General features: G+C 43.9%; 16 protein-coding genes. 8 read left to right on the top strand and 8 right to left on the bottom strand.

Translation table 11 applies throughout. The features are described from left to right. The first annotated feature begins 11 nt into the window (after positions 1-11). The 5 genes from ACQ76V_RS00735 (at position 12) to ACQ76V_RS00715 (ending at position 3568) form a co-directional block, all read left to right on the top strand. Complete coding sequence (locus tag ACQ76V_RS00735; RefSeq protein WP_440998547.1) at positions 12-461, top strand: nuclear transport factor 2 family protein; 450 nt, start codon at positions 12-14, stop codon at positions 459-461. Between the two features lie 81 nt (positions 462-542). Continuing rightward, positions 543-767: a hypothetical protein gene (locus tag ACQ76V_RS00730; RefSeq protein ID WP_440998546.1), complete on the top strand. Its 225-nt coding sequence runs from the start codon at positions 543-545 to the stop codon at positions 765-767. Then, complete coding sequence (locus ACQ76V_RS00725; protein ID WP_440998545.1) at positions 739-1200, top strand: heavy metal-responsive transcriptional regulator; 462 nt, start codon at positions 739-741, stop codon at positions 1198-1200. The genes ACQ76V_RS00730 and ACQ76V_RS00725 overlap by 29 nt, the downstream gene beginning before the upstream one ends. Next, positions 1197-1421 carry a GDCCVxC domain-containing (seleno)protein gene (locus tag ACQ76V_RS00720; protein ID WP_440998544.1) on the top strand — a complete coding sequence of 75 codons (225 nt, stop codon included), beginning with the start codon at positions 1197-1199 and terminating at the stop codon, positions 1419-1421. Before ACQ76V_RS00725 ends, ACQ76V_RS00720 begins: the two co-directional genes overlap by 4 nt. Positions 1422-1624: 203 nt before the next feature. Next, positions 1625-3568: a heavy metal translocating P-type ATPase gene (locus ACQ76V_RS00715; protein ID WP_440998543.1), complete on the top strand. Its 1944-nt coding sequence runs from the start codon at positions 1625-1627 to the stop codon at positions 3566-3568. Positions 3569-3596: 28 nt separating this feature from the next. Here ACQ76V_RS00715 and ACQ76V_RS00710 read toward each other — a convergent pair whose 3' ends face one another. From ACQ76V_RS00710 to ACQ76V_RS00695, 4 genes are all read right to left on the bottom strand, one after another. After that, entirely contained in the window at positions 3597-4784 is a 1188-nt protein-coding gene (locus ACQ76V_RS00710) for a lipocalin-like domain-containing protein (protein ID WP_440998542.1), read from the bottom strand. Positions 4785-4793: 9 nt separating this feature from the next. Next, positions 4794-7346 (bottom strand): FtsX-like permease family protein, encoded by a 2553-nt coding sequence (locus tag ACQ76V_RS00705; protein ID WP_440998541.1) that lies wholly within the window; start codon positions 7344-7346, stop codon positions 4794-4796. After that, complete coding sequence (locus ACQ76V_RS00700) at positions 7343-8050, bottom strand: ABC transporter ATP-binding protein (protein WP_440998540.1); 708 nt, start codon at positions 8048-8050, stop codon at positions 7343-7345. The genes ACQ76V_RS00705 and ACQ76V_RS00700 overlap by 4 nt, the downstream gene beginning before the upstream one ends. 253 nt (positions 8051-8303) lie before the next feature. Further along, a complete protein-coding gene (locus tag ACQ76V_RS00695) occupies positions 8304-9446 on the bottom strand; it encodes a hypothetical protein (protein WP_440998539.1) in 1143 nt (380 codons plus the stop codon). Between the two features lie 481 nt (positions 9447-9927). Between ACQ76V_RS00695 and ACQ76V_RS00690 the strand changes: the two genes are divergently transcribed. Both ACQ76V_RS00690 and ACQ76V_RS00685 read left to right on the top strand, forming a co-directional pair. Further along, positions 9928-10494, top strand: a complete 567-nt coding sequence (locus tag ACQ76V_RS00690) for a hypothetical protein (protein ID WP_440998538.1) — start codon at positions 9928-9930, stop codon at positions 10492-10494. A 175-nt stretch (positions 10495-10669) separates the two neighbouring features. Further along, on the top strand, positions 10670-12040 hold the full coding sequence (locus ACQ76V_RS00685) for an FAD-binding oxidoreductase (protein ID WP_440998537.1): 1371 nt from the start codon (positions 10670-10672) through the stop codon (positions 12038-12040). Between the two features lie 133 nt (positions 12041-12173). Here the strand turns inward: ACQ76V_RS00685 and ACQ76V_RS00680 are convergent, their stop codons facing one another. After that, complete coding sequence (locus tag ACQ76V_RS00680; protein WP_440998536.1) at positions 12174-12536, bottom strand: DUF779 domain-containing protein; 363 nt, start codon at positions 12534-12536, stop codon at positions 12174-12176. 183 nt (positions 12537-12719) lie between these two features. Next, entirely contained in the window at positions 12720-14222 is a 1503-nt protein-coding gene (locus tag ACQ76V_RS00675) for an aldehyde dehydrogenase family protein (protein WP_440998535.1), read from the bottom strand. 175 nt (positions 14223-14397) lie between these two features. On the opposite strand from ACQ76V_RS00675, the gene ACQ76V_RS00670 reads away from it, so the two are divergent. Next, on the top strand, positions 14398-15306 hold the full coding sequence (locus ACQ76V_RS00670) for a helix-turn-helix domain-containing protein (RefSeq protein WP_440998534.1): 909 nt from the start codon (positions 14398-14400) through the stop codon (positions 15304-15306). A 63-nt stretch (positions 15307-15369) separates the two neighbouring features. Here ACQ76V_RS00670 and ACQ76V_RS00665 read toward each other — a convergent pair whose 3' ends face one another. Next, positions 15370-16578: an ABC transporter permease gene (locus ACQ76V_RS00665; protein ID WP_440998533.1), complete on the bottom strand. Its 1209-nt coding sequence runs from the start codon at positions 16576-16578 to the stop codon at positions 15370-15372. Next, complete coding sequence (locus ACQ76V_RS00660; protein ID WP_440998532.1) at positions 16575-17336, bottom strand: ABC transporter ATP-binding protein; 762 nt, start codon at positions 17334-17336, stop codon at positions 16575-16577. The genes ACQ76V_RS00665 and ACQ76V_RS00660 overlap by 4 nt, the downstream gene beginning before the upstream one ends. Between the last annotated feature and the right edge of the window lie 3 nt (positions 17337-17339).

The following is a 17339-nucleotide window of genomic DNA, read 5'->3' as shown; positions in this document are numbered from 1 at the left end:
AAAACAACATTATGTTTACTCGAATATCATTAGCTGCAATTTTCCTACTTATAATCGGAACTTCTATATCTGTAGGCCAGCCTTCTGCTTCAGAAAAGAATGTAATCAAGGCACTTGATGCGTTCCACCAGGCAATTATTGATAATGACAGCCAGGCAGCCAAAAACCTACTATCAGAATCTGTACGAATCCTCGAAGGCGGGAATATCGAAACAAAGGAGGAATATTTGTCTCACCACTTTCATTCTGATGGGAAATTTCTGAGTGCTATGAAACGGGAAGTTGAATCACAAAATGTAACGATTAAGGGCAATACTGCTTGGGTTTCAACTCAAACACATACCTGGGGTACCTACAGCGATAGAAAGTTAGATCTGAACAGCCTTGAACTGGCCGTCCTTAAGAAAGAAAAAGGAAAATGGAATATCACTGCCCTTCATTGGTCGTCCAGTAATAATTGAGATTTAATTTGACTCTCGACCATGGTACAGGGCTAATATTATTGTAGGTGAATTACATTCTGTAATAAAAAGGGTATTGTTATGCCACTCAAAAAAGGAGAAGTTTATCAGTGTCCCAACAAGAATTGTGGCTGCGAAGTCACCGTAATCAAAGAAGCACCAAGCGACTGCTCGGGGACCCAAAACCCAACCTGTTGCTGTGGTAAAAACCATGGTCAAGAAAAGTTAATACTACTATCCGGGAATATGTATCCCCGGATTAAACAATCCATCTGTTATGATAAAAGATATGGAGGAAAAATATGAGGGGATCACCACTTACAAAATTGGTGAAGTGGCAAAAAGAGTCGATGTCAACAAAGAAACGGTCCGCTACTACGAACAGCGCGAACTTATTCCCAAACCTGATCGGCGCCGGTCAGGCTATCGCATTTTTACCCAGCGTCATATTGATCAGATTACATTTATCAAACGTGCCCAGCAACTTGGATTTACTTTAACTGAAATCAAAGAACTGTTGGAGTTGCGGCTAGATGAGAATACCGCTTGCTCGAAAATCAAGAAAGAGGCCCAACAAAAACATCAAGATGTCTCAGAAAAAATTGATGATCTAGTAGGTATCAAAGAAACATTGACCAATCTCATTGATTCCTGTTCTGAAGATAGGCCTATTGGAGATTGCCCTATTCTTGAAGCGTTAGAAGGAAAGAATGAAACCGGAAAGCAACTTAGAAAATGAATAACGCTGACCGAAAAATTAAACTTCAATCAACAATCACTTGTCCAAAATGTGGACATGAGTCTACAGAGACTATGCCGACCGACTCCTGCCAGTATTTTTGGGAATGCCCGAATTGCAAAAAGGTACTAAAACCCAATAAAGGAGATTGTTGCGTATTTTGCTCTTATGGGGATATTCTATGTCCACCTGTTCAAAAGGATGAAAATCATTGCTGCTAACAATGATCTAACTTTATTCCATCCACTATTGAATCTGATGAATACTTTACAGAAAAAACCTTCTGGGCGAACTCATTTCCGCAAAATTCTGCACAAAATTTACATAAAAATGCGAGAACAGTAAGAAACGGCAGTTATCTTAAGGTCAAAAAAAATATTTAATACCAAAACTTTAGAAAGAATATCGATAAGTTATAACCATAATGCTTTTCCTAAAAAAATATAAAGAAGCCGTTGTCAGTTCGCTGTTCTTAGCAGCAGCCTTGATTGTTGAACATGCAATCTCGTTTTCAGGCCAAGCGTATGTGTACTTGCCACTGTATGGGTTTTCGTACCTTTCAGTCGGCGGCCCGGTATGGATCAAAGCATATAACTCAATAAAAAATGGCACTATTTTTAGCGAGTTTCTGCTGATGGGAATTGCAACGGCAGGGGCTTTTGCCATTGGGGAATACGCCGAAGGAGTTGCTGTAATGCTCTTTTATATGATCGGCGAATATGCCCAGGGCAATGCGGTCCATCGTGCTCGAAGATCTATCAAGTCACTTGTAGACCAACAACCGAATATTGCCACTGTAGAACGAAATGGCAGCACAAAAGAAGTTCATCCTGCAACTGTCAAGAGCGGTGAAATTATTCAAGTTAAACCCGGTGAAAAGGTCCCGCTAGATGGAAAACTGATAACACAAAAAGCCTCCCTGAATACAGCAGCTCTGACGGGCGAATCCAAGCCGATGAGCAAAGAAGCCGGAGAAGAAGTATGGGCCGGCTCCATTAACCGGGAAACACCTATACGGGTTGAGGTGACCGGTGGCTATGAGGATACCAAACTGGCAAACATCCTTGCCATGGTACAAAAAGCTGCTAAACGGAAAGCGCCCACCCAGCGATTTATTACCAAATTCGCCAGGACTTACACTCCTTTCGTTGTTTGGTCAGCGGCAGCACTTACTTTTCTACCTTATTTAATCGTTGAAAATTATGTCTTTCAGGATTGGTTTTACCGTGCACTTATCTTTCTGGTAGTTTCCTGTCCGTGTGGTTTAGTCATTTCCATCCCTCTTGGCTATTTCGGCGGCATAGGGGCAGCTTCCCGCAATGGCATTCTCTTTAAGGGATCCGACTTCTTAGATCAGCTGCGCAAAATGAAGACGTTGTTTATGGATAAGACAGGAACCCTGACTGAAGCGTCTTTTGAAGTGGAGCAAGTATATCCGGTGAATGGTTACGACAAAGAGGAATTAATTAAGCTGGCGGCTTCATTGGAAAAACAATCTACGCATCCCATTGCCAAAGCCATTCTCAATCACACGAATGGTCAATCCCTTTATACCGTTGAAAATCAGCAAGAAATTTCCGGCAAAGGGTTGCAGGGAATCATCAATCAGAAAAATGTAGTCGTTGGAAACCGGGAACTGCTGAAAGAGTTTGGTATTCCCCTTACTGCGAATAGCTGGGATGATGCTTATACCTACGTACATGTAGCAGAAGATGGCAGGTATATCGGAACCATAAGTATTGCAGATCAGATTAAAGAGGATAGCAAGCAAGCTATTGAAGCGCTTCACAAGCTCGGGGTTTCTCATATCATCATGCTTTCGGGAGATAACCAACAGATAGTTGATCATATAGCTCGAGAATTGGGAATAGATAATGCCTATGGAGACTTGCTCCCGGATGATAAATATGCCCACGTTGAACGGGCCTTAGGTCCCAATAAAACGGTGGGCTTTGTTGGGGACGGCGTTAACGACGCGCCGGTAATTACACTGGCTGATGTGGGCATTGCCATGGGCGGTATCGGCTCGGATGCGACCATTGAGACCGCCGATGTGGTCATTCAAACGGATCAACCTTCAAAGATTCCCATTGCCATCAACATCGCTCATTTCACGCATCGCGTAGTTTGGCAGAATATTGGCTTTGCACTTGGAATTAAAATATTCGTAATGATACTGGCCTCTTTGGGCATAGCCACGATGTGGGAGGCTATTTTTGCCGATGTGGGAGTCGCTCTTATCGCCATTGCAAATGCAATGCGGATTCAAAACAAGTATTCCGATAATAGCTTTTGGAGTCCTTCAAATAGTGATCGTCCCGACCCTATTGATTCGGAGCCGGCCGCTTGTTGCAGCACTTGCCAGTAAACAATTTAACCCACTCCTTCCCAAAGGCTTAGTCGGTTTCATAGCCGGTCATCTCGATGAAGCCATTACCACTGATTTGTTCTCCGTTCATGCTGCCTGAAACAGACAGGGCACCCTCATAATACTGCACCGATACCGCCATCTCCTGATCATCAAATAAAGTAGCCAAATCAAGGGTTAAATCTGATTTAGGAATATGCACTCTCCACTCCGAAGGATATTCAGAGTTCGTATGCGGACTTTTCCATTGATCCAGTACTTCGATAGTTACATCTCCGGGTTCCAACAATACTTTCTCCCCCTGCGGATCAATTAAAGCACCAGTCGTAAATTGACTGACAGAGCCATCCTTATTTCGCAGCTGATAATACATCAGGTCGTAGCCGTTGGAGAGCTGAATGGAGAACCAGTCCCAGCCTTCTTGCCCTTCATCCAAAGCCGAAGTGCTCCACTCGTGATCCATCCAGCTCGACCCCGAAACCTTGAATTGCTCGCCACCTTTGGTGATCATTCCGTCGGTTTGCATACGCGTAAACGACAGATAATAGGAGGCGTTGCCTTCTTCGGTCCCTTTTTTATCATATCCCTGCTCGCCTTGCAGCACCAGTGGCTTGGCCGGGTTGATATTCAGATTGATGGCTGTGCCGTCCTCCATCTTAGCTTTTATTTCAACCGGAAAATTTTTGTCACGGCCACTTCCAGCATTAATTCGTTTAATCTCCCAATCCTCCAGCCAAATGCGATACGGTTCTACCTGAGCCCCGGCAAGACCTGCTGCCCCGCGACTATATCGCTCTTCAAAAACATGTTCTTCTTCAGATACGTCTGAAATAGCAAAATGACCCAGGTACAGCTGATTGGTATTCCAGTTAGACTGTGCATTCAGGCTGTCATGGTCTTCGGAGGGCGGTGTCAACTGGTTTCTAAAAATGGTGAACTGATAACCGAACTGGCGTCCGTCATCGGTAAAAAGATTCCCAGTATAGTACCACCACTCGGTTTTAAATCCCGGGTGCGGACCGTGATCATCGGGAAACACAAATTCGCGCGGCCCAGTAGCCCGCAGATATCCCTCCTGATCACCTCCTCCCATCGCCTCGGCTACCGAAACCGATCCCTCAATTGGGGGATTATCTTCAACCATATACCATATTCCCCCGCCCACACCAATGATTAATGCAATTGCAGCGATATACCAATAGGATGTTTTCATCATCTCCTCTTCTTATTCGTTTCGTAGTGCATCAGCAGGATTGGCTTTGGCCATTTTAAATGATGGATAAATTCCCGCCAACAGTGCGGCAACAATTGACAGTCCAACAGCCTGTAGAAGCAACTGATAATCAATCACGAACTGTAGCGTCCATCCAAAAGATCGCAGGTTAATCACATATACAAGAATGTAGGCCATCAGAATCCCCAATGGCAGCGCCAACAACCCCGCTATTGCCCCCATAACCCCGGTCTGAGTGATCACATAATTCCATAACTGACCCGGCGTCATACCATTAGCTCGAAGCACTGCATGCTCACGAGCACGTTCCAACTGCAAAGCCATCAAGGCACTTAAAATCCCAATAAACGCCACTAATACTGCAAGCATGCGCAGTACAATAGTAACGGTGAAAGTGCGATCAAAAATTTCAATAGATGCTTCCCGGAGTCCGCGATTAGATCGGATAAAAACGTCTTGCATACCGGCCGCACGCTCCCGGAGTTGCTCCACAAGCTGATCTACGTTTACATTCTCCGCAGCATAGAGCGCCAACCCCGAAATGGCATTGTCATCAAAATATTGGTTGTAGACAGCCCGATTAATGGTAATCGTGCCTCTATCCGAAGCGTAATCAAAGTTGATAGCTTGCACCTGGTAGCTGACTTTACCACGATCGGTTTGTATGAAAATGGAGTCACCCATCAATACCTCATTGTGATATGCATATGCTTCCGAAACCATTACGATATCTTCGTGGTTATAGCGTTGCCAAAAATTACCGGCCTGACTTTTCATCTGATAGTTATTTTGAGCCTCAATCCCCTGATCAATGGCCACTAAATTATCCGTCCCATTATTAGTGCGCACATCTACGCTACGAACAGTATGAGATTGGGCAACTCCTTCTGTCTTTTTAAGCAGATCAACCAGCTTAGGATCCAGTTCTGAGTCCGTTTTTCGAGCTACCGAACTCGGCGGCTGTATATACACATCAGCCTGGAGTTGGGCCTCCAGCCAAGACACTACGGTCGTTCGAAAACTGTCGACCATAACGCCGACACCTACCGTGGATGCCACAGCGACAACCAACGCCGCGATGGCCACCGACGTCCGACTCAATTCAGTTACAATACCCCGGACCGACATCTTACCGATTAATCCATTCACCTTACCCATCATCGGCCGAAATAACTGCGCCAACCACACAACCAGCAGTGGAATCATCAATGAAAAACCGACAATCATAAAAAGCAACGAGGTGTAACCTGCGGCAATTCCTCCATTAGGAACCAGCAACATAGCTACGCCCAAAAGCCCGGCACAAAATCCTGCTCCGGCCAGAAACCATAATCGATCCGTAAGTTTTGATTCGCCCGAGGACCGGCGAAGTACCGTCGAGACTTTTGCCTGCGATGCTTCGCGAGCCGGCCAGAATGAAGCAGCCAATGTAGCGACAATACCTAACACCGTTGCCTTGGCCAGAGAGAAAAAACCAATAGATAGCTCTTGAACCGACAGAACAAAATAAAGATCATTAATCGACTGCGTAACTAACTTTAGCAGTACTTGTGCCAAAAAGAAACCCGCTATAATGCCGATCAGCGTCCCAAGAAAACCAATTAATGCTGCCTCTTTAAGGATAAAGGTGAGAATCTCTTTTTTGGTAACGCCCAGCGCACGAAGACGGCCAATAAGTTGGCGGCGCTGTACAACCGAAAAGGTCATGGTATTATAGATCAGGAACATGCCAACCAGCAAAGCCAGCATACTCAGCGCCTGCAGGTTAAATTCAAATGCCCGGGTCATCTGTGAGACGGTTTCAGATCTCGAATCCGAACGAACAATACTCACGCCCTCCGGCATCTGGGATGCTATTTCCGGGATAAGCGTCTCTTCCTGATTCTGTGGAACGATCAAGTCGATACGAGATAACTGGCCCGGCATCTCAAACAATCGCTGAGCCGTGCTTACATCAACAATCAATAGGTTTTCAAGAGCGCGTTGGCTGCGTTCATTACTGGCATTGATAAGCCCCACCAGCCGCAACGAGTAATGGCGCCCGCCCACCGACACCGCCAAGGTATCACCTATCGATGCGCCAAGCTGCAACGCCACCGGTTTAGCCAAGATGCCTGTATTTTCTCCGCTCATAAATTCCGACAGCTCTATGCCGGATTGCTGACTGGCAAAATCTCGAAATGGACCTTCTGCCAACGGGTCTACCCCTAATACTTGGAAAGTCCTGTTCATGCCTTCGATACGCCCATATCCTTCGATCACCGGCGCCGACTTTCGAATATTCTCTTCTATTCTAATTGTTCGATACACCTCTTCATTCAGGTTTTCCCCCGCCCCCTTGATCTGATGGGTAGCCTTTCCGGTCACTGTTTCTGTTGATAATGAAAAGGCCTTTTTCGCAGAATTGTTAGAGAGGTCAATAGAAACAACTACAGACACGCCCAGGGCAACGCCCAATATCGACAGCGCAAAATGCCACGGGTGGCGCAGCAAAAAACGAATACTGGACAGCCAAAGTAGATTTTTCGATGATTGATCCTTCATTCTACACCGGAAACACTAAATTCAACATCATGCAGCTTCCCGCTTTTCAGTTCCACCACCCGATCGGCTATTTTGCAAATATCACGATCGTGGGTAGCAATGATCATCGTTCGACCATTTTTACGCACCAAGCTGTTCAACATATCCAGGATGGTTCGGCCGGTTTCGTAATCCAAGTTCCCGGTAGGCTCATCGGCTAAAATCAGCATCGGTTCATGGGCCAGCGCCCGCGCAATAGCAACACGCTGTTGTTCTCCTCCCGAAAGACGATCGGGATAACTTTCGCCCCGATCTCCCAGTCCTACTTGGTCTAAATACTGTTGGGCTTTATCTGCGATATTTCTGTCATCATCACCCTTAAGCTTGAGTGGAAGCAATACGTTTTCGAGGGCGGTCAGCGTAGGGATAAGATTAAAAGACTGGAATACAAAACCGATCCCCTTCCTTCTGAAAAGGGTACGATTTTTTTCGTCCATATTGGATAAATCCGTCTCCCCGATAATAACTTTCCCGGAGTCAGGCCTATCAATTCCACTTACAATATTCAGCAAGGTACTTTTACCCGATCCGGATCGACCTAATAAAACTATCATCTCCCCCTCTTCTATTGAGAGATCTAATTTATCAAGTACTGAACGGCTCTTATCGCCCTCCTTATAACTTTTTGTTAAACTTTTTAATTGTATATGATCTTGTTTCTTCATCTATGCTTTTTTCATTTTTCAATCACCTCGCTCAACATAGGGCCGCTGCCAATTGTTCCTTCACCGGAATAAAAATTTTTTTAGGTGCAAAAAGATAGGGAGATCTGTCGGTATACAGGTTATTCAAACTTGCTTATAATAGTTTACAGTATTAAAAAAATGCCATTCTCATATTAGAGCAAATAAAAAAGGGCACCCCAATGGTGCCCTTTCATTTTTAAACTTTAAAAAGTACTTGGTTTCCCTCCGCCCCTTACTCTGTTTTGGGAATACCAGAACCAAGTGCCAGCGGCGCAAAGTTGGAATGTATCAACTTCCAATCGTTATCCAATTTCCACACCTCGCTCGCACGAGTCTTGTAAGCCACCAGCTTATCGCTGCCTTTAAAGGTATATTCTCCGTCGTTATTGAAGGTCGTAATCGCAACCGTCATATCCGGACTGAAATAAACTTTTAGGTCGCTGACATCCCAGCGTTTCCATACGTAATTGGGATCTTCCTCTTCAAGAGTAGTATAAAATATACAAGGCTCCATATCAGAGTTACATCCAACCATTCCTAAATCTTCAGAATAGAACTGTGCCAAACCTTCATAATCATTGTTCATCTGATAGGCTATTCTCTTTTGGGTCATTGTTTTCAGGGTATCAGTCAGACTTTGCTTGTTTTTCTGGCGAAAATAGATGCCTGCATTGACACCGTAAACAGATCCACCGCTTGCCGCATAATCTAAAGCCATTGCCTGGTGCTTAAAAGCAGATTCATAATCTCCCATTAAAGCATAGTGCTCGGCCATAGAGTCATATGCATTAGGCCCATCGTGGGTAAGAAGTATCTTTTGTGCCGTTTCAATAGCTTTCGTCATATTCGGCTCTTCACCGTAAGTACCATCCGCATACCGGTACGACATAATATTATAAGCGGGGGCAGCATATTCGGGAAACGCTACAACATATTCCGACAATTTATCTTTTCCATCCTCAAGGGTTGCACTTGACCAAAAAGCAAAAAGCGGCACCTTTGGATTTGCTTCTGCAATTTCTTGAATTATTTTTGTTCGATCTTCTGCCGGCGTAGCCATTATCTTATGCCAGCCTTTCTCTTGGTTTGTAAAAGTCTTCGTATCAAGATCTTTCACTTTTTGGCTGCGAGACCCATATTCGCCCTCCATTGCAGCATTCGTCAACACCAATTTAGCGGTGCCACAATTTTCATCAATCATCAGTGCCGCATTTGCCATACCTACGGCCAAAGATGATTCCACATTTACCAGGTGAGCAATTGCTTTGTCAACTATTTTTTGAGACTGCTGAGTGCATGACGTTTCCGTCAGCCACTGAGCATTAACGCCCATTGCTATCAGAAATAGCGCAATTGTTAAGAAATATTTCTTCATTTTAACTTCTCCTATTTTATTTGGTTTTGTTGGATATCCAACTGCTAATCACGTTACAAAATTCTGAACTATAACTTTCATTAATTTATCCTAACTATTTGTTTTTATTTATTTTATCGGAAATAAATTGAGTTTAAGGATAGGTTAACCCATAGAAGTGATTAGAAAATCTTTCAAATACATTTCAGCACTGCATCGGTTTTCCACACAGATCGTAATACACCAAAGAAATTCTTTCTAAAAAAAAGATAAACACTGTTCGTTATTTTTCATCGCCTCTCTATTATTACAGCATAAGTGCTTGAAAATATTAAATTTATATATAGGATACGGTTTGTAATAGAGCTACATTGATAAGACAAAACTGATATTCAGGAAAGCCTCCCCCCAGAAAGCATTCCTTACAAAAGTGTTACTGACTGAGTCCCCCTTCTTATCATGTTTCCCCATAAATAAAATGAGTATAACTACTCAGAGGAAAATGATGAACACAACAAATAAATTTCTAACCCTGATCCTAACCACAGGCTTCTTGTTCTTTAACGTTCTGTTAGCCAATGCACAAGTGGCTAATGATAAAGATTGCCCTTGTTCGGAAGTAGTAATTTCCGATCAAAATATACTCAAAATCATTGGCGAGATTGGAGAAGACGACTACCCATACTTCATGAATATTTCAGAATTACAACAATACTCAAATATTAATTTTGAGGGGGTAATTAATCTCCCTTCATATATAAAAACATACGCCATAAAAAATAGCAGTAGAAGCAAGCAAGTAAAACTATTTGCTACTTATAATAAAAAAGATGGTAATCTGATTAATGGTTTGCTTGTGACAAAAAATACGCGTCTTCCAAAGATTATTTTATTGAATCTGATAGACGAAGACTACAAGGATTGGACAATGACCAATAACAAAGTGGTTGTTCATGACTTTGATGCTCTCAGGACAGAATACGAGGTAAAAATGAAAAAAGATAACAACAAGCAGACCTTGTATTTCGACTATGCCGGAAAACCCATAAAAAGACTTTCTCGAAGTTAAGATTAAGTTAAGTATGGCACGTTCACCGATATATCCAAAAAGGCCATGCAAGTTTGCGTGGCCTTTTTATTTCAATAAATATTATATCACAGACTCATTTACCACATTCATTCAATTTCGATTTATATCGAATATCCGGAATAACATTCCATAAACTTTTACAAACAGGATAACTATGAAACCAGAAACAAGAGATTTAACCAAAGAACTGAACTTGGAAATCATCCGTCCAACAGATGATAATTATGATGAGGCCCGTAAAATATATAATGGCATGATTGACAAGCATCCTGCATTCATAGCCAAGTGCAAAAACACCGAAGACGTTATAAAAGCAGTTAATTTTGCCCAAAAAGAAGGAATTGAAGTTTCTATACGCAGTGGTGGACACAACGGTCCGGGGCTTTCTTTAACCGACAGTGGATTGGTTATCGACCTATCTCCCATGAAGAAGATACAGGTAGATCCAAAAAATAAAACAGTCCACGTGGAAGCCGGGTGTACCTGGGGAGAGGTAGATCGCGCCACTCATGAATACGGCATGGCAACGGTTAGCGGAATTCTCTCTACAACCGGAGTCGGCGGCCTTACTCTCGGAGGCGGTCATGGATATCTAAGCCGTAAATATGGTCTTACCATTGATAATCTGATTAGTGCCGATATCGTGCTTCAGAATGGTAAACTTGTGCATGCCAATGATAAAGAACATGCAGACCTGTTCTGGGCATTGCGTGGCGGTGGCGGTAACTTTGGAGTGGTTACTTCTTTCGAATATCGGCTCCATCCTGTAGAAAACGTTATCGGCGGCCCGCTGTTCTGGCCTATCGACCAGCTTGAAAACACGATGAAGTGGTACCGCGACTGGCTACCTGAAATGCCAAACGACGTTTACGCTTTTTATCTCATAGCACAAGTAGCAGCAGGTGATCCTTTCCCAAAAGAGATACATGGAAAAAAAGTATGCGGCCTTGTATGGTGCTACACCGGCCCAAAAGATCAATTTGAAGAAATCATACAGCAGGCCCGTGATGTAGCCAAACCGTTATTTGAATTTACCGGAGAGATGCCCTATCCGACACTGCAATCCCTGTTTGATGGTCTTTATCCATCTGGCGATCAATGGTATTGGAAAGGGGATTTTGTCAAGGAATTAAGTGATGGAGCCATCGAACAGCATGTGCGCTTTGCCGAGGTACCCACCGCCCAATCCACCATGCACCTCTACCCGATCGATGGAGCAGTTCATGATACTGAAAAAGAGGAGACGGCCTGGAATATGCGTGATGCAAGGTGGTCAATGGTCATCGTAGGCGTGGACCCGGATCCTAAAAATGCAAAAAGAATCAAAACATGGGCTCGGGATTACTGGAAGGCATTAAAGCCCTTTACGCTTGGTGGGTCCTACATCAATTTTATGATGGATGAAGGAACCGACCGTGTAAAAGCCTCGTATGGAGATAATTACAAACGTCTGCAAAAGATAAAATCGAAATATGATCCGGATAATTTCTTCCATGTAAATCAAAATATCACACCAAAAAACTGATGAGTGAAAAACCTGAACACCTGCCCATTCTTATTTGGGGATTGACTTCAGGACCATCCACAATATATCATCGGGGAGGCCTCTTAAGGAATTTCAGTGAAACCTTAAGAGACTTTCTTTTTTAATTAAAACTCTATTCCTCTTCAATACTATTGAGCTCTTCTTCCGTAAAAAGCCTGGATTTAACGACAAAACGCTTTCCCAATGGTATTTCAAGAGAAAAGCTGGAGCCTCTCCCTTCCTTGATATCGATGATAAGTTGCATGTGTTTCCAATATTCAAATTGATCTTTTGACATATAGAAAGGCGTATCAGCAACCTCTCCCAATTTGATATCACTTTTTCCAATACGAAACTGCCCTTTTTTATAACACATTGGGGAAGAACCATCACAACACCCACCACTTTGATGAAACATCAGTTCTCCGTGTTTTTCACGCAACTGCTCCAGGATTTCCGTAGCCTCCGGTGTTATCTTTACTTTCTCAACTGACATAACATTTAGTTTGTCTTTATAACCTATTTAGGGAGGGCTCGGATTTACCGCCCCCTCCCCATTACAGGTTTTGTAATTTACATATTACTTGTTAATACGATAGACAATCAGGGAATCTCCAATTCCTTGGTACCCGTTCTTTCTTTCATTTCATCAAACATCTCATTGATGTTCAAATAGATTCTAAAAGAATCCCATCGCATTTTTATCATAGGAAATGAGCATGTTTTTAGTTTGGCGGTAATGATTGAGCATCATCTTGTGATTTTCGCGGCCAAAGCCAGACTTTTTATATCCCCCAAAAGCAGCGTGCGCGGGATAGGTGTGATAGTTATTCACCCAAACACGACCGGCCTTTATAGCTCTGGGCACCTGATAGAGTTCATGGGCATCACGTGTCCAAACGCCGGCGCCCAAGCCGTATAGCGTTTCATTGGATATATGAATGGCTTCTTCGACATCACTAAAGGTAGTGAGTGAGGCTACCGGACCGAATATTTCTTCCTGGAAAATACGCATGGAGTTGTTACCGCGAAATATTGTCGGCTCAACATAATAGCCATCCGACAGCCCGTTGCCGCCCATATCTTTGGCTTCTCCACCTACCAGAACCTCTGCTCCTTCCTGACGACCGACATCAAAATAATTGAGGATTTTTTCCAACTGATCGTTGGACGCCTGTGCCCCGATCATTGTTTCACTGTCCAGTGGATTACCGCTCTTGATATTTTCAACTCTTTCTACCACCATATCAATGAATTCATCCGCAATCGATTCCTGTACCAGTATCCGTGAGGGACAAGTACAAACTTCGCCCTGGTTGAGGGCAAACATGGCAGCACCCTCCAGCGCCTTATCCAAATACGCATCATCATGATCCATTACGCTCTCAAAAAATACATTTGGGCTCTTGCCACCGAGCTCCAGCGTTACCGGGATAATATTCTCAGAAGCATATTGCATGATTAGTCGTCCAGTAGTGGTTTCACCGGTAAAGGCAATTTTTGAGATCCGCTCAGAAGTAGCTAAAGCCTGCCCAGCCTCGGGACCATAACCATTAACCACATTTAACACTCCGTCCGGTATCACATCGCCAACAAGTTCCAGCATTACCATGATACTTGCAGGCGTCTGCTCGGCAGGTTTTACTACGGTACAGTTCCCTGCGGCCAATGCAGGAGCAATTTTCCAAGCCGCCATTAACAGGGGAAAGTTCCAGGGAATAATCTGTCCCACGACCCCGAGTGGTTCCGGCAGTTGAATGGAGACAGTATGTTCATCATGCTCAGAAATAGTTCCCTCTTCTGTACGTGCAGCAGCCGCAAAATAGCGGTAGTGGTCGACCGCCAGCGGCAGATCGGCATTAAGTGTTTCCCTGATAGGTTTTCCATTTTCAATGGTTTCAACCCTTGCCAGATATTCAAGATTCTCCTCCATTATATCAGCAATCTTATTCAGCACGGCCGCGCGTTCGGCCGCAGAAGCTTTATTCCACTCCGGTGCCGCCTTATGAGCTGCATCAAGAGCAGCATTTATATCCTTCTCGTTTGAGCGCGCTACCTTGCAGAAAGGCTTGCCGTCTACTGGTGAAATATTTTCTATGTACTCCCCATCGACGGGCGGGACAAATTTACCGCCGATATAATTATCATAGGCGTCCTTAAAATCAGGTCTTTCGTATATCATAATAATCTCCACTCATTAATTTTTATTGTATGAATGATTATTAGTTAAATAACTGAGAGTATCTTGTTCTTTTATATCAAAATTTGATGCTATTTTCCCAATTTGTATTTAATTTGGGTAATACCTATATATCTTAATAAACCTTTTGTCATCATCTAATAATGAGGGTAGACGTATGAGTTCTCAGATATTGAAATCACCGCAAAACGAACCGCAGCAATTAATAGAGAACCGTACGAGTTTTGCTGGAAAAAATGCGGTCTTTTCCATTTATGATACCTACAAAAAGGCAAAAGGCGTTGCCCTCCATCCCTCAACGCCAATGTATTGCGGAATGATATCCGGGAAAAAGATTATTCATTCCGACCGAGATGCCTCCTTCGAGTTCAAACCAAACGAATCTTTGGTCTTACCCCCTGACAAAAAGATCTTTATCGATTTCCCGGAGGCAGAAGAGCATAATCCCACGAAGTGCATAACCATAGAATTGCCTAATTCTAAAGTGAATAGGGTAGTCCAAAAAATGAATGAAACCATGCCCAGACACGGTGATTCGGGGGAATGGGAATATCATCCGGAAGAATCAGTCCACTTTTCCAATATTAAAGCAGTGGATATGCTAATTGAAAAACTCTTCTATATATTCACCAAAGCAAAAAAGCAGCGCGACCTTTTGATTGATTTAAACATATCCGAACTTATCGTATATATGTTACAGTCGGAGTCGCGTAAAGTATTGATTAAAAACTATAAAGACCATGTCACCTCAAACCGATTATCAAACGCAGTAGCATATATTCAAGATAACCTTACCGAAGAAATATCTATCGAGAAGGTTGCAAAAATCGCTTATATGAGCAAGTCCTCCTTTTACCGCTATTTTAAAAATGAGTTTGGGATGACTCCTGTGGAGTACATCAACGAAAAAAGAGTTGAGCTTGCGTGCAAATTACTGCGACAAAAAGGAACCAATGTCACCAACGTCTGTTATAAAGTTGGCTATTCAAGCCTGAGCCACTTTATCAAAGTGTTTAAATCACAAATGGGGATAACTCCCAAGCAATACCAGCTTCAGATTAGTTAACATATCGTCTCTCTCCTTTTATACAGGGTATAATTTATCCTGCAACCAGGTCACGAACTTTCTCTATTCATACCGGAGTGCATCAATAGGATCCATTAGAGCTGCGCGACGAGCAGGGAAAAAGCCAAATATGATTCCCACCAGGCCAGAGAAGAGAAATGCGATCAAAATAATCTCCGCATTTATCACAAAAGGAACGCCCAACATCGGCGCCACAAAGGCCGCCAGCCCCAATCCCAAAGCAATCCCAATAATACCACCGAAAAGCGACAGCATAATAGCCTCAACTAAAAATTGCAGTAGCACATCTCGGCTCAACGCCCCGATGGCAAGCCGGATGCCGATTTCTCGGGTCCTTTCGGTCACGGATACCAACATGATATTCATAATACCAATACCGCCCACCAGTAAGCTTATAGCAGCAATAGCCCCCAAAAAAGCTGTAAGAATGCCGGTAGTGCTCTCTACCGTACTGGCGATCTGGGCCATGTCATTCAGTTCAAAATCGTCTTCATCAGCCCCTCTGATATTGCGGCGCTGCCGCATCAACGAAATAACATCCTGCTGTACTTGGGCCGATACCGTTTTGCTTACCGCGGATATATAAATGGAACCTACATCGGTGTTCCCTTTTAGTCGGCGGTGCAACGCTTTAATCGGCATCAGAATAAAGTTGTCTTGATCCATTCCAAAAGTAGACTCCCCTTTACCCTCCAGCACACCGATAACCGTACAGCTCACCGACTCCACCCGGATTTTTGCCCCCAACGGGTCTTGATATCCAAAAAGTTTGTCGGCTACCGTGGCGCCCAGAATACAGACCAGCTTACCGCCTCTAAGTTCTCCATCCGAAAAAGAACGTCCCTTTACGATACTCCACGAGCGAATAGACAAGTATTGATTATCAGTGCCCATAATGCTGGTTGACCAGTTTTCGTTGCCATACACGGCAACGGCTCCGCTTGATGATACTGGTGTGATCCCGGATATTCCTGTCACGTCCTCCCGAATAGCTTCAACATCAGCAACTTCAAACGAAGGAGCTTCGGTACGTACCCCGCCGTGGCCGCCCCGTGTTCCAGGCCTCAATATCAAAAGGTTGCTACCCAGACTGGTAATTTCACCGGTAATTTGACTGGTAGCACCACCGCCGATCGTCACCATGCTGATTACGGCCGCTACCCCAATCACAATACCCAAAATAGTCAGCGAGGAGCGCATGAGATTACGTCCGATAGAGGAAATAGCCAGTTTTATAATATTCAGAATCATGTGTGGCGGTTCTTATTCTTTTCATTATTGACGATACGTCCATCCATAAAATGAATCGTACGATCAGCAAATTCGGCCATATCCGGCTCATGGGTTACCATTGCAATGGTGATCCCTTTTTTGTTATTGAGCGATGTCAGCAGCTCCATAATTTCGACCGCTGATTTGGAATCGAGGTTACCTGTAGGTTCGTCCGCTAACAGCAAATCCGGATCAGTTATCAGGGCACGGGCGATTGCAACCCGCTGTTGTTCACCGCCCGAGAGTTTGGCCGGGGTATGATGCTCACGTCCCCGGAGATTCACATCATCAAGTGCCTGCATGGCTTTGGTCCTCCGGTCGGCTTTACTGACTCCTCGATAAATAAGCGGCATCTCCACATTTTCGAGGGCGGTTGTTCTTTTCATCAGATTATATCCCTGGAAAACAAAACCGAGATAATAACGACGCAACAGCGCACGCTGGTTCCGATCGAGGGTGTCCACTTCTACTTCTTTAAAACTGTACGAGCCCGAGGTCGGCGTATCCAGGCAGCCAATCATATTCAAACACGTTGATTTACCCGAACCGCTGGGCCCCATAATGGCCACAAATTCACCGTCGAAAATCTGCAAATTTACCTTATCCAGAGCTACTACCTGGGCAGGACCTTCGCCATATATTTTTGTAATGCCTGAAAAATGCACCAGTGGATTCCGCCCGTTGCCAGTAACAACGCGAGGTTTTTTAGAAACGGTATACGGAGCATCATGAGTCATTTA

This window comes from Fodinibius sp. SL11, from assembly GCF_052060035.1.
Taxonomy (GTDB): domain Bacteria; phylum Bacteroidota; class Rhodothermia; order Balneolales; family Balneolaceae; genus Fodinibius.
Note: the sequence above shows the minus strand (reverse complement) of the source record. Positions and strands in the feature narration are given on the sequence as shown.